General features: G+C 71.5%; 15 protein-coding genes and 2 pseudogenes. 13 read left to right on the forward strand and 4 right to left on the reverse strand.

The features are described from left to right. The first annotated feature begins 107 nt into the window (after window positions 1–107). The 4 genes from ACQEV2_RS16705 (at window position 108) to ACQEV2_RS16720 (ending at window position 8,630) form a co-directional block, all read left to right on the forward strand. Window positions 108–2,396 carry a bifunctional glycosyltransferase/CDP-glycerol:glycerophosphate glycerophosphotransferase gene (locus ACQEV2_RS16705; RefSeq protein WP_433041318.1) on the forward strand — a complete coding sequence of 763 codons (2,289 nt, stop codon included), beginning with the start codon at window positions 108–110 and terminating at the stop codon, window positions 2,394–2,396. Between the two features lie 90 nt (window positions 2,397–2,486). Continuing rightward, on the forward strand, window positions 2,487–4,688 hold the full coding sequence (locus tag ACQEV2_RS16710; RefSeq protein WP_433041321.1) for a bifunctional glycosyltransferase/CDP-glycerol:glycerophosphate glycerophosphotransferase: 2,202 nt from the start codon (window positions 2,487–2,489) through the stop codon (window positions 4,686–4,688). A gap of 1 nt (window position 4,689) precedes the next feature. Beyond that, the gene (locus tag ACQEV2_RS16715; RefSeq protein WP_433041324.1) at window positions 4,690–6,924 is read left to right on the forward strand and encodes a bifunctional glycosyltransferase/CDP-glycerol:glycerophosphate glycerophosphotransferase; all 2,235 of its coding nucleotides are present in this window, start codon (window positions 4,690–4,692) and stop codon (window positions 6,922–6,924) included. A 50-nt stretch (window positions 6,925–6,974) separates the two neighbouring features. Next, complete coding sequence (locus ACQEV2_RS16720; protein WP_433041327.1) at window positions 6,975–8,630, forward strand: hypothetical protein; 1,656 nt, start codon at window positions 6,975–6,977, stop codon at window positions 8,628–8,630. A gap of 38 nt (window positions 8,631–8,668) precedes the next feature. Here the strand turns inward: ACQEV2_RS16720 and ACQEV2_RS16725 are convergent, their stop codons facing one another. Further along, window positions 8,669–9,082 (reverse strand): organic hydroperoxide resistance protein, encoded by a 414-nt coding sequence (locus tag ACQEV2_RS16725; protein ID WP_433041330.1) that lies wholly within the window; start codon window positions 9,080–9,082, stop codon window positions 8,669–8,671. 127 nt (window positions 9,083–9,209) lie between these two features. On the opposite strand from ACQEV2_RS16725, the gene ACQEV2_RS16730 reads away from it, so the two are divergent. The 3 genes from ACQEV2_RS16730 to galE all read left to right on the forward strand — a co-directional run bounded on the left by ACQEV2_RS16730 (window position 9,210) and on the right by galE (window position 12,738). After that, the gene (locus ACQEV2_RS16730) at window positions 9,210–9,686 is read left to right on the forward strand and encodes a MarR family winged helix-turn-helix transcriptional regulator (protein ID WP_433041333.1); all 477 of its coding nucleotides are present in this window, start codon (window positions 9,210–9,212) and stop codon (window positions 9,684–9,686) included. A 269-nt stretch (window positions 9,687–9,955) separates the two neighbouring features. Beyond that, window positions 9,956–11,647: a glycosyltransferase family 2 protein gene (locus tag ACQEV2_RS16735; protein ID WP_433041336.1), complete on the forward strand. Its 1,692-nt coding sequence runs from the start codon at window positions 9,956–9,958 to the stop codon at window positions 11,645–11,647. A gap of 110 nt (window positions 11,648–11,757) precedes the next feature. Beyond that, window positions 11,758–12,738 carry a UDP-glucose 4-epimerase GalE gene (galE, locus tag ACQEV2_RS16740; RefSeq protein ID WP_433041339.1) on the forward strand — a complete coding sequence of 327 codons (981 nt, stop codon included), beginning with the start codon at window positions 11,758–11,760 and terminating at the stop codon, window positions 12,736–12,738. 64 nt (window positions 12,739–12,802) lie between these two features. Here galE and ACQEV2_RS16745 read toward each other — a convergent pair whose 3' ends face one another. After that, a complete protein-coding gene (locus ACQEV2_RS16745) occupies window positions 12,803–13,084 on the reverse strand; it encodes a hypothetical protein (protein ID WP_433041342.1) in 282 nt (93 codons plus the stop codon). Then, complete coding sequence (locus ACQEV2_RS16750) at window positions 13,081–13,899, reverse strand: ATP-binding protein (RefSeq protein ID WP_433041345.1); 819 nt, start codon at window positions 13,897–13,899, stop codon at window positions 13,081–13,083. Before ACQEV2_RS16750 ends, ACQEV2_RS16745 begins: the two co-directional genes overlap by 4 nt. Window positions 13,900–14,122: 223 nt before the next feature. Between ACQEV2_RS16750 and ACQEV2_RS16755 the strand changes: the two genes are divergently transcribed. Both ACQEV2_RS16755 and ACQEV2_RS16760 read left to right on the forward strand, forming a co-directional pair. Further along, window positions 14,123–14,551, forward strand: a complete 429-nt coding sequence (locus ACQEV2_RS16755; protein ID WP_433041348.1) for a Scr1 family TA system antitoxin-like transcriptional regulator — start codon at window positions 14,123–14,125, stop codon at window positions 14,549–14,551. Then, window positions 14,542–14,857, forward strand: a pseudogene (locus ACQEV2_RS16760) (ADP-ribosylglycohydrolase family protein); the annotation flags it as partial. The gene ACQEV2_RS16755 and the pseudogene ACQEV2_RS16760, both read left to right, overlap by 10 nt. Before the next feature lie 41 nt (window positions 14,858–14,898). On the opposite strand, the gene ACQEV2_RS16765 reads toward ACQEV2_RS16760, so the two are convergent. After that, entirely contained in the window at window positions 14,899–15,540 is a 642-nt protein-coding gene (locus tag ACQEV2_RS16765) for a TetR/AcrR family transcriptional regulator (protein ID WP_433041351.1), read from the reverse strand. Between the two features lie 326 nt (window positions 15,541–15,866). Here ACQEV2_RS16765 and ACQEV2_RS16770 point away from each other — a divergent pair, with 326 nt between their 5' ends. From ACQEV2_RS16770 to ACQEV2_RS16785, 4 genes and pseudogenes are all read left to right on the forward strand, one after another. Next, window positions 15,867–16,784: an ABC transporter permease gene (locus ACQEV2_RS16770; RefSeq protein WP_433041354.1), complete on the forward strand. Its 918-nt coding sequence runs from the start codon at window positions 15,867–15,869 to the stop codon at window positions 16,782–16,784. After that, a complete protein-coding gene (locus ACQEV2_RS16775) occupies window positions 16,777–17,625 on the forward strand; it encodes an ABC transporter ATP-binding protein (protein ID WP_433041357.1) in 849 nt (282 codons plus the stop codon). The genes ACQEV2_RS16770 and ACQEV2_RS16775 overlap by 8 nt, the downstream gene beginning before the upstream one ends. A 149-nt stretch (window positions 17,626–17,774) precedes the next feature. Further along, window positions 17,775–19,993, forward strand: a pseudogene (locus ACQEV2_RS16780) (CDP-glycerol glycerophosphotransferase family protein). Next, complete coding sequence (locus ACQEV2_RS16785) at window positions 19,990–21,666, forward strand: glycosyltransferase family 2 protein (protein WP_433041360.1); 1,677 nt, start codon at window positions 19,990–19,992, stop codon at window positions 21,664–21,666. Before ACQEV2_RS16780 ends, ACQEV2_RS16785 begins: the two are co-directional and overlap by 4 nt. Window positions 21,667–21,826 lie beyond the last annotated feature (160 nt).

Below are 21,826 nucleotides of genomic sequence, written 5' to 3' on the forward strand. Positions count from 1 at the left end.
ATTCACCGTCCCCCGTATGCCGTACCGCGCCGTAACCAAGTCACTCCATTGGCCGTTCCCGGCAGGGCGACAGCCCCCATCGCCCAGGTCGACCCAGTGGATGTCCCTTGCCCAGGTTCAGTGTCATCGTCCCCGCGTACAAGGTTCAGGCGTATCTGCACGAGTGCCTGGAATCGGTGCTCTCACAGTCGTACCCCGATCTCGAACTGATCGCCGTCGACGACTGCTCGCCGGACGCGTGCGGCGCGATCATCGACGAGTTCGCGGCCCGCGACCCACGGGTACGCCCGGTGCACCTCGCCGAGAACCAGGGTCTGGGGCCCGCCCGCAACGCGGGTATGGCCGAGGCCACCGGTGACTACCTGATCTTCCTCGACAGTGACGACACCCTCACCCCGGACGCCCTGCACGCGATCGCCGGCCGGCTGAAGGAGACCGGCGAGCCGGACGTCCTGGTCTACGACTACGCGCGCACCCACTGGACCGGCGAGACGATCCGCAACCAGGCCGCCGCGCAGCTCACCGAGCAGGGCCCGGCGCCGTTCCGGCTGGCGGACCGGCCGGGGCTGCTGCGGCTGCTGATGGTCGCCTGGAACAAGGCGTACCGGCGGGAGTTCGTCGAGGAGGAGGGCTTCGCCTTCCCGTCCGGCTACTACGAGGACACGCCCTGGACGTACCCGGTCCTGATGACGGCGGAGTCGATCGCGACCCTGGACCGGGTGTGCGTGCACTACCGACAGCGGCGCCGGGGCGGCATCCTCGGCACGGTCAGCCCGCGGCACTTCGACATCTTCGAGCAGTACGACCGTGTCTTCGCGTACGTCGACCGGAACCCCGAACTGGCCCGCTGGCGGCCGTTGTTGTTCCGCCGGATGGTCGACCACCTGATCGTGGTGTTCGCCCGCCGCGACCGCCTCCCACGCCGCTGCCGCGCCGACTTCCTGCGCAAAGCACGTACGTACTACCGCCGTTACCACTCCCCCGGCGCCCCGGTCCCGCGGCGTACGCGCCTGCACTACACGCTGGTCCGCTTCGGCCTGCACCGCACCTACCACGCGTTGCAGCGGACGGCGGCCCTGGTCCGCCGTACCGCCAAGCTCACCAGCCGCCTGCTGAAGGGCGTGCGTTCCAGCGCGCTGCGCCTGCACTACCGCGTCCAGCGCTGCCTGCCGGTGCGTTCCGACCGCGCCGTCTTCGCGGCCGACGGCGTCCGCGGCCACGGGTGCAGCCCGGGCGCCCTGGAGCAGGCCTTCCGCACGCACGCGCCCGGCATCCGTACGGCCTGGATCGCCGACGCCGGGCAGCACGGCTCCGTCCCCACCGGCACCCGCCGTCTGCGCCCCGACACGGCCGCCTACTGGACGGCCCTCGCCCGCTCCAAGTACCTCGTCCACAACGCCGACTTCGACCGCCGCCTGGTCAAGCGCCCCGGCCAGGTCCTCGTCCAGACCCGGCAGGGCACCCCGCTCAAGCGCATGGGCCTGGATCTGCGGGAACGCCCGGCGGCCTCGGGGGACACGGACTTCGACGAGCTCCTCGACAACGTCGACAAGTGGGACTACGTGCTGTCCGCCAACCGCCACTCCACCCTGACCTGGGAGCGTGTCTTTCCGGGCGGCTACACGACCCTGGAGTACGGCACCCCGCGCAACGACCGCTTCCAGCAGGCGACGTCGGCGGACGTGGCCCGGATCCGCGAGTCGCTCGGCATCCCCGAGGGCGCGGTCGCGATCCTCTACGCCCCCACCCACCGCGACTACCGCCGCACCCAGCGCACCCCCCTCGACCTGCACCGCGTCCTGCGCCGCCTGGGCCCGGGCCACGTCATCCTGGCCCGCGCCCACCACCGGCACGGCGGCCCTCTCGCACCCACCGCCGGCCAGGTCGTCGACGTCACCGACCACCCGAGCGTCGAGTCGCTGTGCCTGGCCTCGGACGCCCTGGTGACCGACTACTCGTCGATCATGTTCGACTACGCCAACCTGGACCGGCCGATCGTGATCCACGCCGACGACCGGGAGGCGTACGAGGCGGCCCGCGGGACCTACTTCGACCTGCGCTCCTTCCCGCCGGGCGCGGTGTCGCGCAGCGAGGACGAGCTGATCGACATCTTCACCACCGGCCACTGGCGCGGCTCGCGCTCGGCCCAGCTGCGGTCGGCGTTCCGTGAGCGCTTCTGCCCGTACGACGACGGACGCGCCGCCGAGCGGGTCGTACGCCATGTGGTGCTGGGCGAGAGGGGCGTCCCGCCCGTCGTACCGCTCGACCAGCGCCACCCCGTGCCGAGCGCTTCTCCGGGTGGCCGGTCAGCAGGCCGCGGGCCGGTGGGGGCTGGTCGCGCCCAGGCGGCGGAGCCGCACATCGATACGGCCCGCGCGCCGTACGGGGCGCGGTAGTCCCCGTGCTCCCGGCCACGGGTCCCTGACCGTCACCGACCGCCGCCGAACGCCGTTCTCACTGAAGAGGACATCGAGAGAAAGAGCAGTATGCCCCGCTTCAGCATCATCGTTCCGTCCCATGGGGTCGCGGGCCGGCTGTCCCAGGCGCTGGACTCGGTCCTCGCCCAGTCGTTCGGCGACTTCGAGCTGATCCCGGTCTGCGACGCGCCCGACTCCCCGGCGGCGGACGTCGTCGCCGGGTACGCCGAGCGGGACTGCCGGGTGGCGCCCGTGCACTCGCCGCCGACGGCCGGGCTGGCCGGGGCGCGCAATGCGGGGGTGCGGGCGGCGCTCGGTGCGTGGCTGCTGTTCCTGGACGGTGACGACGTGCTGGTGCCGGGCGCGCTGGCGGCACTGGACGCCCGGCTGAGCGAGACCGGCGACGTGGACGTCCTGCACTTCGAGCACGAGCGGACCCCGTGGTGGGTGGGCGAGCCGACCAACCCGGCCGCGCCGCTGCTGGAGCGGGCGCCGGACGGGATCTTCTCCCCCGGCCGGGCACCGGAGTTGACCGGGGTCCAGCTCCCGGCGTGGAGCGCGGCCTACCGCCGGGCCTTCCTCACCGAACGGCACCTCGCCTTCCCCGACGGCCACTTCACCGATGTCGGCTTCGGCGGCCTGGTCATGGCGCGTGCCGAGCGCATGGCGGTGCTGCGCCAGGTCGTCGTACGGCATCTGCTGCGGCGGCAGGGCAGCCGGCTGGGCCTGCCGGGGGAGCATCACGTCGAGCTGCTGGACCAGGCCGAGCTGGTGCTGACGCGGGCGGCCGAGGAGGGGCTGTCCGGGGAGCGGTTCGCGGCGCTGTTCGAGCAGCTCTTCGCCGCCGTACTGAAGACGGCCGCCCATCCGCACCGGCTGCCGCGCGGGCGGCGGGCCTTCTTCCGCCGGGCGAGCAGGCTCTACCGGCGCCACTGTCCCGCCGGGTTCCGGGTGCCCGGCGGCAGCCTCGGCGTGCAGCACCGGCTGCTGGCGAAGGGGGCGTACGCGGCGTTCCGGGCGCTGCGCGGGGCCAACCGGGCGGCGGCGCGGGTGGCGGCGGGCGTGCCGCGCCCGCAGGGGCTGCGCACCCGGCTGCGCTACCGGCGTCAGCTGCGGCGCCCGCTGGACCAGAACCTCGCCGTGTACTGCGCGTACTGGGGCCGCGGCTACCTCTGCAACCCGGCCGCGATCCACGCCAAGGCACGCGAGCTCGCCCCGCACCTGCGCTCGGTGTTCCTCGTCGAGGCGGACCAGGCGCACACCATGCCGAAGGACGTGGAGTACGCGGTCATCGGCAGCCGGAAGTACTGGGACGTGCTCGCCCGGGCCAAGTACCTGATCAACAACGCCAACTTCGCGGACGCCGTCGTCAAGCGCAAGGGCAGCGTGCACCTGTCGACCCAGCACGGCACCCCGCTGAAGAAGATGGGCGCCGACCAGGCGACCTACCCCGTCGTGGCCGCGGCGACCGGCAGCTTCGCCAAGCTGCTGGCCCGCGTCGACCGCTGGGACTACAACCTCACCTCCAACCGGCACTCCACGGAGATGTGGGAGAGCGCGTTCCCGTCGGCGTACGAGCCCCTGGAGTACGGCTATCCGCGCAACGACGTCTACTGCACGGCGACCGCCGAGGACGTCGCCCGTATCCGCCGCGAACTCGGCGTCCCCGAGGGCAAGAAGGCCCTCCTGTACGCGCCCACGCACCGCGACTACGCCACCGGCTTCGAGACGAGCCTCGATCTCGAGGCGCTGTGCGAGGAGATCGGCGACGAGTACGTCGTGCTGCTGCGCGCCCACTACTTCTACGACCAGGGCGCCGGGCGGAGCACCGGCAGGATCATCGACGTCACCGCGCACCGCTCCTCCGAGGACGTGTGCCTGGCCGCCGACGCGCTGATCACCGACTACTCGTCGATCATGTTCGACTACGCCAACCTGGACCGGCCGATCGTCGTGTACGCCGACGACTGGGACGTCTACCGGGAGCTGCGGGGCGTCTACTTCGACCTGATGGAGGCCCCGCCGGGCCGGGTGGCGCAGACGCCGGGGGAGCTGGCGGCCGTGTTCCGCGACGGCTCGTACGCGGACGAGGAGGCCGGAGCTCTGCGCGCCGCGTTCCGGGAGCGCTTCTGCCAGTTCGACGACGGGCGCGCCGCCGAACGCGTCGTACGCCGGGTGCTGCTGGGCGAGCCGCCCGAGGCGATCCCGCCGGTGATCCCACTCGCCGAGCGCATCCCCGCACCCGCCGCGACGACCCTCGTGAGGAACTGACGTGCCCCGCTTCAGCATCATCGTCCCCGTCTTCAAGGTGCAGGGCTTCCTGCGGGAGTGCCTGGACTCGGTGCTCGGGCAGTCGTACACCGACTTCGAGGTGATCGCCGTCGACGACCGCTCCCCCGACGGCTGCCCCGCGATCCTGGACGCCTACGCCGACCGCGACGCACGCGTGCGCGTGCTGCACCTTCCCGAGAACGTGGGCCTCGGCCGGGCCCGCAACGCCGGTCTGGAGCAGGCCACCGGCGACTACGTCCTCTTCCTCGACAGCGACGACTCCTACACGCCGGGCCTGCTGGCCGCGGTGGCGGCCCGTCTGGAGGCGGCGGGCGACCCGGACATCGTGGTCTTCGACCATGTGCGCACCCACTGGTGGGGCCGCGGCGGCCGCAGTTCGGCGGCGGACCTGCTGGCCGCGGCCGGCAGCGACACCTTCACCGTCCGCGAGAGCCCGGAGTACCTGCATCTGTTCCTGGTCGCCTGGAACAAGGCGTACCGGCGTGACTTCTTCATCAAGCACGAGCTGCGCTACGCCCCCGGCCTGTACGAGGACGCGCCCGTCACCTACCGCTCCATGGTGCTGGCCGACCGCATCGCCTGTCTGGAGCGGATCGGGGTCGAGTACCGGCAGCGCCGGCAGGGCGCGATCACCAAGACGCCGGGGCGGCGGCACTTCGACATCTTCCCGCAGTACGAGGGCCTGTTCGCGTTCCTGGAGGGGCGCCCGGACCTGGCGTGGGCGCGTCCGCTGCTGTTCGAACGGGCCCTGGATCACATGCTGTTCGTGCTCGCCCGCGAGGACCGGGTGATGCCGAGGGACCGCGGGGACTTCTACCGCGAGATCCGCTCCTTCCACGCCCGGCACGTCCCGGAGGGCTTCACCCCGCCGGACGGGTGGCGCGGCAAGGAGATGCGGCTGCTGGCGACGGCGCCGTATGCGTCGTATGCCGTGGCGTGCGGTCTGCACGAGGTGCGCAGGGTGGCCGGGAGCGGCAAGCGGCGGGTGGTGCAAGCCGCGTCACAGCGGGCCGGCCGGGCCTGGTACGCGGCCCGGTCCAGGCTGCCGCTCGATCCGCACCTGGCCGTCTACTCGTCGTTCTCCCACCGGGGCGTGCTGGGCGATCCGGCGGCGATCCACGCCAAGGCGCGCGAGATCGCCCCGCACATCAAGGGCGTGTGGGTCGTCCAGGAGGACGCGGTGGACGCGCTGCCGCCCGGCATCGACTTCGTGCTGCCGGGCTCGCGGCGCTACCACGAGGTCATGGCGCGGGCCACCTACTGGGTGAACAACGTCAACTGGCCGGGCACCCTGGCCAAGCGCCCCGGCAGCGTCCACATCCACACCCACCAGGGCACCCCGCTCAAGTACATGGCGGCCGACCTGCTGACCAAGCCCGGTGCCCGGCACGGCTTCGACGTGCCGAAGATGCTGTGGCGCGCCGACCGCTGGGACTACAGCCTGGTGGCCAACCGGCACTCGGAGCTGGCGTGGGAGCGGGCGTATCCGTGTCACTTCACCTCGCTCAGGACGGGGAGCCCGCGCAATGACGTGCTGGTGAAGGCGGGCCCGGAGGCGGGTGAGGCCGCCCGTGCGCGGCTCGGCGTCCCCGCCGGGCAGACCGTCGTGCTGTACGCGCCGACCCGTCGCGACTACCGGCGGGGCGGCCATGTCGACCGGATCGATCTGGCCCGGTTCGCCGAGGACCTGGGCGCGGGCCACACGCTCGTCGTACGGCTGCACCCGTCGCTGGCGAAGGGCACGGCACGCGGGATGGGCCTGGCCGATCTGCACCGGCGGGGCGTGCTGATCGACGCGACGGACGAGCCGCACGTCGAGGACGTGATGCTCGCCGCCGATGCCCTGGTCACCGACTACTCCGCCCTGATGTTCGACTACGCCAACCTGGACCGGCCGATCGTGATCCACGCCGACGACTGGGGGGCGTACGCGGCGAGCCGGGGCGCCTACTTCGACATCACGGCCGACGCGCCGGGGCATGTGTCGCGTTCCTACCGGGAGTTGGCCTGGCTCTTCGCGTCCGGGACGTGGCGGGACGAGGAGTCGGCGCGGTTGCGGGCGGGGTTCCGGGAGCGGTTCTGCGAGTTCGACGACGGGATGGCCGCGGAGCGGGTCGTACGGACGCTGATGCTGGGCGAGCCGATGCCGGACCGTCCGCTCGGGGCGGAGCGGGTGCCCGCTCCGGCGGCACCGCGGGCTCACTCGATGAGGTGATGTGAGACAAAGCCGTTGACCCGACCGATCCGGCCGGGAACATACGGCAAATGCCTCAAACCCACACAACCTCCACGACCAGCACTGCGGGCGCCGCTGTCGGCGTCCTCATCCGGAGGACCGTGCGCGGCGCGAGTGCCCTGCGCGGCGGCCGCAGTTGGCGTCCGACGCCGTACCAAGTCTTCGGCTTTCTGTTCTTCCTGGTGATGCTGCTCGCGTACTGGGCCGTGCCGCTGTGCTGCGACGCGGGCCAGCACGCGGCCGTCGTCGAACGCCTCAAGGCGGACCTGTTCCATCCGCGCCATCCGATGGCGGACCTGCCGGGCGCGGGCAGCCCGTACTACTCGCCGTACGCGGTCGCGCAGGGCGTGTTCGCGCGGCTGACCGGGCTGGGCGGCTGGGAGGTGGTGCGGCTGGCCGGGCCGCTGAACCTGCTCGTGCTGCTCACCGGCATCGGCCGCTTGGTGCGGGTGCTGACGCCGCGGCCGTGGGCGCCGGTGCTCGCACTGGGGGCGATGACACTGCTGTGGGGGACCGAGCGGGCCTGGTGGAGCGGGTATCTGAGCCTGATGTCGATGACGGGGAATCTCGGCTACCCGTCGGCGTTCGCCATCGGGCTCACGTTCTGGGCCTGGGCGCTGACGGGTTCGCGCGCACGGGGCGAGGGGTTCGTCCGGTACGTGGGGCCGAGCGGGCTGCCCGGGTGGGCCGGGTACGCGGGGATCGGGGCGCTGTACGGGCTGATCCTGCTGATCCATCCGATCACCGCGGCGGCCGCGGTGCTGGGGGCGGTGGCGTTCGTCGCCGGGTGGCAGCGGGGGTGGCGGGAGCGGCGGGGTGCCGTGGCCGTGCGAGAGGTGGCCGTGCGGTGGGGGGCCGTGCGGTGGGGGGTGGCCGGGCGATGGGCGGTGGCGGCGGGCACGGCGGTGCTGGTCGCCGGGTGCTGGCCGTACTTCGATGTGTTCGCGCTGGCCGGGGACCGCAGCGTGGACGGGATTCACCGCCAGCTGTACGAGCAGCTCCTGGGGCAGTTCTGGCTCGCGCTGCTCGGACTGCCGGCGCTGTGGCTGCGGTGGCGGCGAGGTTCCCGGCGGGATCCGCTGGTGCTGCTGTTCACGCTCGACTGTCTGCTCGTGGCCTACGGCTGGATCAGCGGCCACTACACGTACGGCCGCATCCTCGGGCTCACCCTGGTGCCGTTGCAGTTCGCCCTCGCGGTGGAGCTGGCGGCGCCCCGGCCGTGGGGCAGGGCGCGCCGGGCGCTGGGCGGGGCCGCGGCCGCCGGGGCCTGCGTCGGGTTCCTCACCGTGCAGGGCGGGGCGGTGGTGCCGGGCGCACTGGATCCGGTCGGGCTGGAGCAGCCGTCGATCTGGCCGTCGTACGCGTGGGTGGCGCGGCACGTGAAGAAGGGCGAAGTGGTCATCTCCGACGGGCACTTCGCCCCGCGCTCCATCCCCGGGTACGGGCCGAACCTCGCCGCGCCGATCTGGCCCGACCCCGCCCTGGGCGAGCGGGAACGGGAACGCCGGCTCGCCGACGTCCGCGCCTACCTCTCCGCCACGTCGACCCGCGCCGAGCGCACGGCCGTCGCCCGGCGCTACCACGCGCGCTGGCTGCTGCTGACGCGGTGGAAGCGGGTGCCGGAGGAGGCGGTGGTGGTGGCGTGGAGCCGGCGGACGGGGGAGGTGCTGGCGCGGATCGGGTGACGGGTCGGCGGATCCGGTGACGGCCGGTTCGGGGTGGGTTACTCGATGACGAGGTCGACGTCGATGTTGCCGCGGGTGGCGTTGGAGTAGGGGCAGACCTGGTGGGCCTGCTCGACCAGCTTGCGGCCGGTCGCCTCGTCGAGGGTGTCGGGCAGCTCAATGCGCAGCGTCACCTTCAGGCCGAAGCCCTCGCCCTGCTTGCCTATGCCGACCTCGGCGGTGACGGCGGCGTCGGAGACGTCGACCTTGGCCCCGCGGCCGACGAGGCCGAGGGCGCTGCCGAAGCAGGCGGCGTACCCGGCGGCGAACAGCTGCTCCGGGTTCGTGCCCTGGCCGTTGCCGCCCAGCGCCACCGGCATGGCGAGCGCGAGGTCGATCTGGCCGTCGTTGCTGACGGCGCGGCCCTCGCGGCCGTGGGTGGCGGTGGCGACAGCGGTGTAGAGCGCGTCCATGGAAAACCATCCCTCTCGAGTCGAGTCACGTGCGGCGGCTCTGTCGGCGGCCGCCGCACGACCACAAGTAGAGCACACAACTCAATTGCGCACAACTAAATGACGGGACACGAGCTACCCTGGAGGTATGACGACCACGCCCACGGCCGACTGGCTCCGCCTCGACCAGCAGATCTGCTTCTCCCTGAACGCCGCGTCGCGCGCCTTTGGCGGCGTCTACCGGGTGGTCCTGAAGGACCTGGGGCTCACCTATCCGCAGTACCTGGTGATGCTGGTCCTGTGGGAGCACGGCGAGCTGCCCGTAAAGAAGCTGGGCGAACAGCTGCGCCTCGACTCCGGCACGCTGTCGCCCCTGCTCAAGCGGCTGGAGGCGGCGGGTCTGGTACGCCGGGAGCGCAGCGCGCGCGACGAGCGCTCGGTGGAGGTCCGGCTGACGGAGGAAGGCGCCGCGCTGCGCGAGCGGGCCCTGCAGGTGCCGCGCCGGATCGCCGCGGCGACGGGCTTCGACGTGGACGAGATCCGCGAGCTGCGGGCGCGGCTGGACCAGCTCACCGAGGCTCTGGATGCGGCGGCGGTGGAGGAGGCGGCGGGGCGGGGGGCGTAGGCGCGGCGGAGGGTGCGGGCGAGCCCCCGCCTCACCACAGGGCCGATTTTGTGCTATTAAACGACACTTTCTATTTATTGACGCCTCATTACACCTGATGCGGCATTCCGGCAGCTTACGATCCGCGGTGAGGAACCACCCCGTCCGCCCCGAGAAGCAGCTGCCCGCGAGTGAACCGGACCTCGGCGCCCGCCGTCTTCCGGAACGGGCCCCAAGTCCCGCTCGACGAGCGATCTCCGACCACTCCCCCGATTCCGGAACTCGGCCCCATGCACCCTCGCACCCCCCACACCGCGCGCGCCCCGCAGGTCGACGTCGGCGTCGGTGTCGTCGTCATCGGCTACAACGACGCCGCACACGTGACGACCGCCGTCCGCTCGGCGCTGGCGCAGGGGCCTGCCGTCCGGGAGGTCATCGCCGTCGACGACTGCTCGACGGACGGCAGCGCGGAGCTCCTCACCCGCCTCGCCGCGACCGATCCGCGCGTGAAGGTGGTCCGGCGCCGGGTGAACAGCGGCGGCTGCGGCAGCCCCCGCAACACCGGGCTCGACCGGGTGACATCGCCGTACGTGATGTTCCTGGACAGCGACGACGTCCTGCCGCCGGGCGCGGTGGACACGCTGCTCACGGCGGCGACGGGGGCGGGCGCGGAGGTGGCGGGCGGGCTGTGTGTGCGACGTGAGTTGCCCGAGGGGCGCACGGTGCCCTGGGAGGCGTCGCTCTACACCGCGCACGCCGTGTTCGAGCGCCCCGCACAGCGCCCGCGCCTGGTCCACGACACGCTCTGCGTCAACAAGCTCTACCGCACCCACTTCCTGCGCGACCACGGCATCCGTTTCCCCGAAGGCCGCTTCCCCTACGAGGACGTCGTCTTCACCGCGCGCGTGCTGGCCGCCGGTCCGCGCATCGCCCTCGTCCCGGACCGCGTGTACATCTGGCACGTGCGCCGCTCCGCCGACCGGCTGTCGATCTCCCTGGACCGCGCCGGCATCACCAACTGGCGGGCGCGCACGGAGGCGTGCCGGCTGGCGTACGAGATCCTGCTGGGCGCCGGGCAGAAGGATCTGGCGCGGGCGGCGCGCGGCAAGTTCCTGGACCACGAACTGCGGATGTACACGCGCGAATTGGGGTTGCGCGACGCGCACTACCAGCGCGCGTGGTGGGCACACACCCGGGCGCACCTCGCCGAGTACGACGCCTCCGACTGGGCGCACAACCCCACCGCCCCCGGCCGCCTCATCGGCCGCGTCGTCCTGGCCTCCCCCGAGCCCCGGGACCTGCCCCGCCTGAGGGACCTCGCCTCCCGCCCTGCCCGCCTCCTCCCTCCCTACGCCCACACCCCCGACGGCACCCCCGTCTGGTCCCCCGACCTCCCCCAGGTCACCCTGGAACCGCTGCTGACCCACCCGGTCCGCCTCCTCCCCCTCACCGTGGACGCGGAACTGCGCCCACGCGCGCGTGCCGCCCTCCTCCGGCTGCGCCTGCATGAGCTGTACGGCAGGGTGGCGGAGGCGGGTCCACAGGGGCTGGAGGTGGAGTGGCGGTGCCGGGAGACGGGGCGGGCGGCGGGACCGCGTACGGCAGTGGCGCTCGTGCGCTCGGCCGACGGGGACTTCTGGTCGGCTGAGACGACGGTCTCCTGGGCGGCGTTTGCCGGAGTGTCCGCGGCCGCATTTTCCGGAGTGTCCAGGGCGTCCAGGGCGTCCAGGGCATCCGGGGCGGACACCTGGGACCTGCGCCTGCGCGTGCGCTTCCGGGGCGGCGCGTACCGCGAGGTCACGGCGCACGCACTCACGGGCGCGGGCCTGCTGCGCCGTAGAGCCGTGGTCGGCGCCCGGCATGCCGTAGTACTCGTGCACCCGTACACCACGCACTCAGGAGCGCTGGCACTCCGCGTGGCCCCAGGCTTACGGGGAGCCATGGCAGTGGCCCGCGGCAGACTCCGCCGCCTGCTTCACTGACACTGGCACCGGTGCCGGCACCGACACCGACCTCGGCCGCTGACGCGACGACGCACGACCACAGACCCACTGACGAGGACCGACGAAGACTGACGAGGAGACGGCCGCACATGACCTGGCTGATCACCGGCGGCGCCGGTTACATCGGAGCGCACGTCGTACGGGCGATGACCGAGGCGGGCGAGCGCGCCGTGGTGTACGACGACCTGTCGACCGGCATCAAGGGCCGCGTGCCGGACGGCGTCCCGCTGGTCGTCGGCTCGACCCTGGACGGCGAACGCGTCGCCCGCGCCATCGCCGCCCACCGCATCACCGGTGTCGTCCATCTCGCGGCGAAGAAGCAGGTCGGCGAGTCGGTCGACCACCCCCTGCGCTACTACCGGGAGAATGTCGAGGGCCTGCGCGTCCTCCTGGAGGCCGTGACGGCGGCGAACGTACCGGCCTTCGTCTTCTCGTCCTCGGCGGCGGTCTACGGCATGCCGGACGTCGATCTGGTGACGGAGGAGACGCCGTGCGTGCCGATCTCGCCGTACGGCGAGACGAAACTGGCCGGCGAGTGGCTGGTGAGGGCGACGAGCCGCGCCACAGGCCTCTCCACGGCATCCCTCCGCTACTTCAACGTGGCCGGCGCGGCCACCCCCGCGCTCGCCGACACCGGCGTCTTCAACCTCATCCCCATGGTCTTCGAGAAACTCACGGAGAACGCGCCCCCGCGCATCTTCGGCGACGACTACCCGACCCCCGACGGCACCTGCATCCGCGACTACATCCACGTGGTCGACCTCGCCGAGGCCCACGTGGCCACGGCCCGCGCCCTGCGCTCCTCCCCCGGCCTCGACCTCACTCTCAACATCGGCCGCGGCGAGGGCGTCTCGGTCCGCGAAATGATCGACATGATCAACGCCATCACCGGCTACGACCGCCCCCCGACCGTCACCCCCCGCCGCCCCGGCGACCCGGCCCGCGTCGTCGCCTCCGCCGACCGCATCGCCACGGAACTGGGCTGGAAGGCCAAGCACGATGTGCAGGACATGATCGCGTCGGCTTGGGAGGGGTGGGTGCGGGTGCATCCGGGGGCGGCGCGAGACTGAGCCTTCACTGCGCCGGGCTTCGTAGAGCCGCCGCAACGGGCCCCGCCCGGCGGCGGCTCGAAGGTCAGCCGAGCCAGGTCACACGCTGGATGTATACACGCTTGCGGTAGTCGATGACCTGATACCACACCATGAGTGGCCCCATGGCAATCACCCGCAGGCCCTGCGGGTTGGTCACGCTCACTCCATCACCCGGGTCCTGCCCCAGTGAGGCGAGTACAACGAGTTCCCGTGCGACCTCCTCGGCCGCCGCGCGGCCGTCCGCGGGCAGATCTCCGACCACCCAGTCGGGTTCTGCTCCGTACTCCCAGGCCCACTCCGGATCCGACGGCCCCTGATCGTTCAATCCCCGATCTCCTGCTCGGCCTCGCGCAGGATTCCGTTGATCTCCGCCATGGCAGCACGAAAGGCGGCCTCGCCCACGGTGCTGTCCTGGGAGATCCGCTCGGCCTCATGCAGCCGTGCCGCTCGCGCCGGGTCCCGCTCGACCGCCACGAAGACGCCCCAGCGTCTCAGGAAGAGCTGGAGCGGAGCCGTGCTCCCTGTCTGGCTCGCCTGGTCGAACGCCCGTCCGGCTTCCAGATCGAACTGCGGCAGGTTCACGAGGCTCAGGCGTTTCACTGCCTCGCGCAGCGCATCCCTGGTCAGAGGAGGCATCGGGATGATCGGCCCGTCACGGTGCACCGGCTGTGCGCTCATCCCTCGTCTCCCTCTCTCCCGCCGGTCAGGCTCGGCATACCCGCAGCCATCACCTGCCAGAGTAGCCGCGCGATAGCCCACCCGGGCCGTCATCGCCCGCACCCGGACGGCCCTCGCGTTCCGAGCTCGAACCAGACGCCCTTCCCACCGCCCCGCGGTCACCGAGTCGAGGATCCACAGCCCGCGCCCGCTCTCGGCGTCGTACCACTCCTTCATGACGGGCAGGGTCACATCGGCGTCGAAGACCGTCGCGCGCATGCCGACCGGATTGGTGACGAGGAGGAGTCCAGCACCGGTTCCGGCCGCGTGGACGCAGGAGTTGGTGACCAGCTCAGAGACGCAGAGCGCCGCGTCGTCCACGATGTCGGCGAGTTGCTGCGCGTGCAGGACGGAGGTGACGAAGTCGCGGGCGATGCGGGGGGAGGTGGCGTGGGGTGGGATGCGAAGGCTGTATTCGGGCATGGGGGATCGGCTCCGAGTCGCCGGGGATACAGGTGAGTTGATGCATGCGGAGCCGCTCACAACGGAGGGTGCCGCCTGCATCACCGAAGGTAGGGGGCAAGCCGATGCCGCTCAGGAGCAACCCCACTTATCGCCAGGAGCGGTTGGGGGCAGAGCTGCGCAAGATGCGCGAAGCGCGGGCATCACCGCGCGAGCCGCAGCCGCGTTACTCAACTCAAGTCCCATGCGGCAAAGCCATGTCGAGACTGGCCGCGGCGGCGTCAGCGAGGACCGCATCCGGCGCCTGGCCAGGCACTGCGCCTGCGACGACTCCACGTACATCGATGCACTGGTCGACATGGCGCTGGAGCGGGGCAAAGGCTGGTGGAAGGAGTACCGCGGCATCATCGTCCCCGTCGGCCTCGACCTGGCGGAGATGGAGCACCACGCCGTGCGTATCCAGACCTTTCAAATGGCGCATGTTCCTGGCCTGCTGCAGACCGAGGACCACATGCGAGCTGCGTTCCGCTACGCATCGCCGGAGCTGACGCCCCAGGACCTGGAAGCGTATGTGTCGTTCCGTCTGCGCCGCCAGCACGTCATCACGGAGTCACCAGCGACACCGTACGAAGCGATCATCCACGAGGCTGCCCTGCGCATTACGGCGCGTTGATGCGCGCCGCCACCTCCGCCGTGTACTTCGCCCGCCACGACCGCGAGGCCACAATGGACGCGGCTCGGCAGCTCGCCGCCGCTCACTCACGGGGGCCGGGCGGCCTGGGAAGGTACCGCCGTCTTCCATGAGCTGGTCCGGGTTGCCCTGACCGGAGACGACCCGCTCGCCGCCGTCCCCGACACCCTCGACGCGGTCCACCCCGACCACCGTGAGCGCTACACCACCGTCCTCGCCCCCGACTGGCACCCGGACCAGGCAACGGAGTTCAACGGCGCCGTATGGCCCTGCCTCGGCTCCGCCCTCTGATGAAGTCGGTCAACCGACGGCCGGTGCGCGCAACCCGCTCACAACGCCTTGAGCGCCTCCGTAGTAGCCCGGGCCAGGGCGTCCAGGTAGCCCTTGGGCAACTTCTGGCCGCGGGCCGCCACCACCGTCCGCCAGTACAGGGGGCCGGAGATCAAGTCGAGGGCCAGTTCGTCGTCGAGGCCCGCGCGCACCTCGCCGCGCCGCTCCGCCCCGACCAGGATCTTGCTCGCGACTCCCTCCTGCCCCTGCTCCAACGCCTTCTGCAGCGCCTCGGCGATCTCGGGGTTGCGGGCCGCCTCGGCCTGGAGGTCGGGGATGATCTGCGAGACCACGGGGTGGCGCAGGGCGCGCGAGGTGACCTCGTACAGCATCCGCAGGTCACCTTCCAGGGAGCCGGTGTTCGGCGTGGGCAGCCCCATGACCGCGACCGCCGACACCACGTCCAGCACCAGGTGCAGCTTGGAACGCCAGCGCCGGTACACCGCCGTCTTGCCGACGCCCGCGCGGCGCGCGATGCCCTCTATCGACATCCGCGCATAGCCGACGGCCGCCAGTTCCTCGAAGACGGCCGCCCGGATGGCCTCCGTCACGTCCTCCCGGAGTACGGCCGCCCCGGCGGGTGTCCGGCGGCGCGGACGCGTCTGGGACTGGTCGGCGTTGGTCGTCATACGGACCAGCATAGGGCGTTGCGACGATACGGTCCCGTCCTCACGCACGGCGTCGGGGCGCGACCGCGCCGTCCTCACCGGTGACTCGCGACACGACCGTCCCCTCCTCGCGCGGGCGCCGCGACGCCGCCACCCCGCCGTCCCGTCGTTACGTCGCTCACGTCACGACGAAACGGTTGCGTTCCGACGCTCCCTGCACCTACGCTCACGTTGCGACGATACGGTCCCGTCCCGACGTAAGAAAACGTGAAGAGGAGCGTAAGGAACCGCCGAACCACACCGGCACCTCGGCGTCCCTCACGCCCACCCCCCGCCCTCCCCGAACGAAAGCAGCGGATGTGAGCCAGGTCCTCGACACACCGCCCTCCACCACCCAGGCCCCGCCCGAAGCCGACCTCGCGGCCCTCGCCGCCCGCCACGGCCTCTCGGTCAGCGGCGCCCGCCCCGGCCTGCCCGAGTACGTCCGCCAACTGTGGGCGCGCCGTCACTTCATCACCGCGTTCGCCACTGCCAAGCTCACCGCGCAGTACAGCCAGGCGAAGCTCGGTCAGATCTGGCAGGTCATGACGCCGCTGCTGAACGCGGCGGTCTACTACTTCATCTTCGGCGTGCTGCTCGGCACGAAGCACAACGTGCCGGACTATGTCCCGTTCCTGGTCACGGGCGTGTTCATCTGGACGTTCACGCAGAGCTCGATCATGGCGGGCACCCGTGCGATCTCCGGCAACCTCGGCCTCGTCCGGGCCCTGCACTTCCCACGGGCCGCGTTGCCGATCTCGTTCGCGCTCCAGCAGCTCCAGCAGCTGCTGTTCTCGATGGCCGCGCTGGTCGTCATCCTGCTGTGCTTCGGCGTCCCGGTCGCCGCCTCCTGGCTGCTGGCGGTCCCGGCCCTGGTGCTGCAGTTCACGTTCAACGCGGGCGTCTCGATGGTCATGGCCCGGATGGGCGCGAAGACCCCGGACATCGCGCAGCTGATGCCGTTCGTGCTGCGCACCTGGATGTACGTCTCCGGGGTGATGTGGAGCATCGACAAGATCACCAAGGGCGACGACCTGCCGCACATCGTCACGCTCCTGCTGCAGATCAACCCCGCCGCCGTCTACATCGACCTCATGCGCTTCGCGCTGATCGACAGCTTCCACGCGAGCCAGCTGCCCCCGCACGTATGGGCGGCGGCGACCGGCTGGGCCCTGCTCGCCGGAGTCGGCGGCTTCATCTACTTCTGGAAGGCTGAGGAGACGTACGGCCGTGGCTGACAACGCAAGGACCGCACAAGAAAAGCTCGCACAGGAGCCGATCCCCACCGTCATCGCCGACAGCGTCGACATCATCTACCGCGTCAACGGCACAGGCGCCGGCCGCGGCTCCGCCACCGCCGCTCTCAACCGCATCCTGCGCCGCGGGCAGGCCGAGAAGGCGGCGGGTGTACGCAAGGTGCACGCCGTCAAGAAGGTCTCCTTCGTGGCGTACCGGGGCGAGGCCATCGGCCTCATCGGCACCAACGGCTCCGGCAAGTCGACCCTGCTCAAGGCGGTCGCCGGCCTCCTCCCGGTCGAGAACGGCCGTATCTACACCGACGGCCAGCCCTCCCTCCTCGGCGTGAACGCGGCCCTGATGAACGACCTCACCGGCGAGCGCAACGTGCACCTCGGCGGCCTCGCCATGGGCATGTCCCGCGAGCAGGTCAAGGACCGCTACCAGGAGATCGTCGACTTCTCCGGCATCAACGAGAAGGGCGACTTCATCACCCTCCCGATGCGCACGTACTCGTCCGGCATGGCGGCCCGCCTGCGTTTCTCCATCGCCGCCGCCAAGGACCACGACGTACTGCTCATCGACGAGGCGCTGGCGACGGGCGACCGCTCCTTCCAGAAGCGTTCCGAGGCCCGGATCCGAGAGCTGCGCAAGCACGCGGGCACGGTGTTCCTGGTCAGCCACAACAACAAGTCCATCCGCGACACCTGCGACCGCGTCCTGTGGCTGGAGCGCGGCGAGCTACGCATGGACGGGCCGACGGACGAGGTCCTGAAGGAGTACGAGGCGTTCACGGGCGACAAGGCGGCCAAGCCGAAGCCGAAAGCTCCCGTTCCCGCGTGAGGGCACGACCTCGTGGGCTTCGCTCTCCCTCGTGAGGCGCAACTCCGGGCGCCCCTTTCATCCTATTGGTGCCACTATGGCGGACACAGGGTCCTCCATTGCGGACACAGGGCCCCCGGAGTGATGACCAAGGTGAAGGAGTCCCCGCGATGCCCGAGCTCAGCGTCATCGTCCACGGGCCGAACACCCAGGACCGCCTGACCGGGCTCCTCGCCTCCCTGGCCGCGCACCCTCACCCCGAGGTCGAGGTGATCGTGGCCGCGGTCGGCGCCTGGGCACAGGAGTCGGCCCGGGCGTACGCCTCCGAGATGCAGGTGCTGTCCCTGCCGGACGGGACGGACGACGCCGCGGCCCGGTCGGCGGGGGCGGCCCGGGCCTCCGGTCGCTGGCTGCAGTTCGTGCACGCCAAGGACGGTCTGCCCGCCGGCGCCCCGCGCACGGTCGCCGAGCGCCTCGCGGAGCTCCCGGACGAGGTGGACGTGCTCCTCTTCGACCACGTCCGCTCCACCTGGGACACCTCCGGCCTCCCCTCCGAGGACGGCCCCCTCCTGGCCCGCACGGGCCGCGCCGCCCACCCCCTCGACGACATCGCCCGCACCGCGCTCCGCATCACCCCCCTCCTGGGCAACCGCGCGCTGCGCACCCCCTTCTGGCAGGCGCATGAACAGCAACTCACCACCCTCGACGAGCCGTTCACGGCCTACGCCACCCTGCTCCTGGCCGACGAGATCGCGGCCCTGAACCAAGTGGCGTACGAGCACTACGAGCTGCGCCCCGAGAGCCTCCCCCGGTCACCCCCGAGGAGCGCTACGCCCTGATCGACCGCTACGAGACGCTCCTCGCCCTCGCCCGGAACCGCCCCGACTCCCGCGCCACCGCCGGCCCCGCCCCCGACGCCGTCCTGTACGACGTCATGGTCCAGGACTGCCTGCGCACCTTCGCCCGCACCGCCATGCCGGACGAGATGGCCAGGGAGTTCTTCCGCCGCGCCGGCGAGGCGGCCGTCCGGCACCGCCCGCCCGGGCACCGTCCCCCCAGCGGCCCGGAGGCCGTCCGCCGCGCCCTCCTCGAAGAGAACGCGTACACCAGGTACCGCGCCTTCCAGAGCGCCAACCGAGCCCGCCGCGCCGCGAAGTCGGCCGTACGAAGCCGTGGCCGCCAGGTCGCCGCCGCCCTCGGTGACCACCACTACCGCAAGGCCCTGTCCCGCCCGGTCGATCCCAACCTGGCCGTCTTCGCGGCGTACTGGAACCGCGGAGTCGCCTGCAACCCGGCGGCCATCGCCGCCAAGCTCACCGAACTCGCCCCACAGATCCACCCGGTGTGGGTGGTGACCCCGGAGAACGCCCCCCTCCTCCCGCCCCACACCGACCACGTCCTCCCGGGCACCCGCCGCTACCGCGAGGTGCTGGCCACGGCGAAGTACCTGGTCAACAACGTCAACTACCCCAACGCCGTCGTGAAGCGCCCGGACGCGATCCACGTCCAGACCCACCACGGCACCCCGCTCAAGCGCATGGGCGTGGACCAGCTGGAGTTCCCGGCGGCGGCCAAGGGCCTCGACTTCCAGGCCCTGCTGGCCCGCATCGACAAATGGGACTACAGCGTCTCCGCGAACAGCCACTCCACCCGCATGTGGGAGCGCGCGTACCCCTCCCGCTTCGTCTCCCTCGACTACGGCTATCCGCGCAACGACGTCTTCTACTCGGCCACAGCGGCCGACATCCGCACGATCCGCGACCGCCTGGGCATCCCCCCGACTCACCGCGCGATCCTCTACGCCCCCACCCACCGCGACTACGAGGCCGGCTGGACCCCCCGCCTCGACCTCGCCACCCTCGCCGACCAGCTCGGCGAGGACACGGTCCTCCTGGTCCGCGGCCACTACTTCTACGACGGCACGCCGTCCCCCCTGACCGCGCTGCGCCGCACGGGCCGGATCATCGACGTCTCCACCTATGACCCGGTCGAGGACCTGGCCCTGGCCGCGGACGCGCTGGTCACGGATTACTCGTCCATCATGTTCGACTACGCCAACCTCGACCGCCCGATCGTCATCTACGCCGACGACTGGGAGACGTACCGCTCCACCCGCGGCGTCTACTTCGACGTGATGGCCGAGCCGCCGGGCCAGGTGGCCCGCACCCAGCAGGAACTGACGGAGATCCTCACCACGGAGGCCTGGCGCGACGAGGGCGCGACGAAGGCACGGTCGGCCTTCCGCCGCCGTTTCTGCGAGTACGACGACGGACGCGCCGCCGAACGGGTCGTACGCCGCGTGTTCCTGGGCGAGAGCGAGGACGCCCTGCCGCCGGTGATCCCGCTGGAGGACCGCACACCGGCACCGAGCCCTCGGGAGGCCGTATGAACCCCGACGTGATGGCCCCCGACGTCACCGTCACGGTGATCGTCTACAACGACGCGGAACGCCTCCCTCGAGCCGTGGAGTCGGTACGCCGTCAGACCCACGCCGACATCGAGATCATCATCAGCGACGACCACTCGACGGACGAAACCCCGCACGTGGCCAGGCGGTTGGCGGCCGAGGACCCCCGCGTCCGCCACCTCCGCCTGCCGCAGAACAGCGGCGGCTGCAGCGCCCCGCGCAACCGTGCCCTGGAGATCGCGCGGGCGCCGTACGTGATGTTCCTCGACAGCGACGACGAACTCCCGGACAACGCCGTGGAGCTGCTCCTGCAGGCGCACCGCGAACGGGAGATCGACTTCGCGATGGGCGCGGTGGAACGGATCCGGGAGGACAGCGGCCGCCGTAGACGATGGATGCCGCACCTGGTCGCCGAACGCCGCACGGTGCTCGGCATCGAGTCCGAACCCCGGCTGCTCTTCGAGCACTTGGCGACGAGCAAGATGTACGCCCGCGCGTTCCTGGACCGCCACGACCTGCGCTTCCCGGAGGGCGTCCACTACGAGGACCAGCTGTTCACGACGCAGGCGTACTGTCTGGCCAAGGAGTTCACGATCGTCCCGGAGCCGGTGTACCGCTGGCACATCGCGCCGTACGCGGCCATGGACGCGGCATCGATCTCCAACCAGCGCCACAAACTCGACAACGTCCGCGACCGCGTCCACGTCCAGCGCCTCATCGACGACTTCCTCGCCGAGAGCGGGCACGGGGCGCTGCGCGAGGACAAGGACTACAAGTTCCTCAAGCACGACTTCCGGATGTACGCCGGGGACCTGCCGTTCCGTGACGAGGACTGGCTGACGTCCTTCGCGGACATCATGATCCCCTACCTGGAATCCCTGTCCCCCACGGCCTACGCCCGGCTGCCTCGCACGGACCGGGTGGTCCTGCAGCTGATCCGCGAACGCCGCTTCCCCGAGGCGCAGCTGGCGGCCCGGGGCCTGGGCCGCGCCGTGGCACCGCGGCAGGTGACGCCGGACGCGGAAGGCAACGTGTACTGGGGCGGCAGCGTCCCCACCACCGACTGGGCCCGCCGCGAACTGGATGTCACAGACCTCGACCTGGACACGCGCCCCTTCCGAAGCGCCCAGTTCCGCCACGAGATCACGGAACTCACCCGCGGCCCCGGCGCGTCGATCGACCTCACCATCCGGACCTACGACCCCGGCCTCCGCCTCCCCGTGGGGCCCCACCGCGCAAGCCTCCTCCTCGCCCCCGGCCGACGCCGCCTCACCACCCCCTTCCGCCTGTGCCCCGTCCGCCCCGGCGTCTTCGAAGGCCAGGTCCACCTGGACCTGACCTCGGCCCCCGTCCCCCACCACGGCTTCGCGGGCGTCCGCCACCCCCTGCTCCGCATCGACCACCAGGGCCAGACCCACACGGCCGTACTCCTGGCCCCCCTGTCCTTCCCACCCCTGACGGCCCACATCAACTACCACACCGGCACGGCCCCCCACCGCCTCACCATCGAACCGGAAGGCCGCGGCCCCGGCCGCCTCCAGATCCGCTGGCAACCGGTAGGCGTGACGGCAAAAGTGGTACGCCCGGTAGTACGACGCCTGGCACGCCCCAAACTGAGAAGAGCGGCACGCTTGGCTAGGAGCGCGCTGCGGTAGGGCGCTTCTCGATGCCGGTCAGCTGGCTTCAGCCCGTCCGGCGTTTGAGGACGAGGCCCTTTCAGGGCCGAAGCGGGGGTCCAGGGGCGGAGCCCCCTGGCGGGGCCGAAGGGGCGGAGCCCCTTCAGGATGGGACGGGTAAGGGCGGCGGGGGCGACCC

This window comes from Streptomyces sp. CA-251387 (genome assembly GCF_050936625.1).
Classification (GTDB): domain Bacteria; phylum Actinomycetota; class Actinomycetes; order Streptomycetales; family Streptomycetaceae; genus Streptomyces.

Bases quoted from the DNA above. Each gene is read 5' to 3' on its own strand.
- ACQEV2_RS16785 (WP_433041360.1), top strand. From the start codon at position 19,990: ATGAACCCCGACGTGATGGCCCCCGACGTCACCGTCACGGTGATCGTC.
- ACQEV2_RS16720 (WP_433041327.1), top strand. From the start codon at position 6,975: ATGCCTCAAACCCACACAACCTCCACGACCAGCACTGCGGGCGCCGCT.
- ACQEV2_RS16735 (WP_433041336.1), top strand. From the start codon at position 9,956: ATGCACCCTCGCACCCCCCACACCGCGCGCGCCCCGCAGGTCGACGTC.
- ACQEV2_RS16725 (WP_433041330.1), bottom strand. From the start codon at position 9,082: ATGGACGCGCTCTACACCGCTGTCGCCACCGCCACCCACGGCCGCGAG.
- ACQEV2_RS16710 (WP_433041321.1), top strand. From the start codon at position 2,487: ATGCCCCGCTTCAGCATCATCGTTCCGTCCCATGGGGTCGCGGGCCGG.
- ACQEV2_RS16755 (WP_433041348.1), top strand. From the start codon at position 14,123: ATGCGGCAAAGCCATGTCGAGACTGGCCGCGGCGGCGTCAGCGAGGAC.
- ACQEV2_RS16750 (WP_433041345.1), bottom strand. From the start codon at position 13,899: ATGCCCGAATACAGCCTTCGCATCCCACCCCACGCCACCTCCCCCCGC.
- ACQEV2_RS16765 (WP_433041351.1), bottom strand. From the start codon at position 15,540: ATGCTGGTCCGTATGACGACCAACGCCGACCAGTCCCAGACGCGTCCG.
- galE (WP_433041339.1), top strand. From the start codon at position 11,758: ATGACCTGGCTGATCACCGGCGGCGCCGGTTACATCGGAGCGCACGTC.
- ACQEV2_RS16730 (WP_433041333.1), top strand. From the start codon at position 9,210: ATGACGACCACGCCCACGGCCGACTGGCTCCGCCTCGACCAGCAGATC.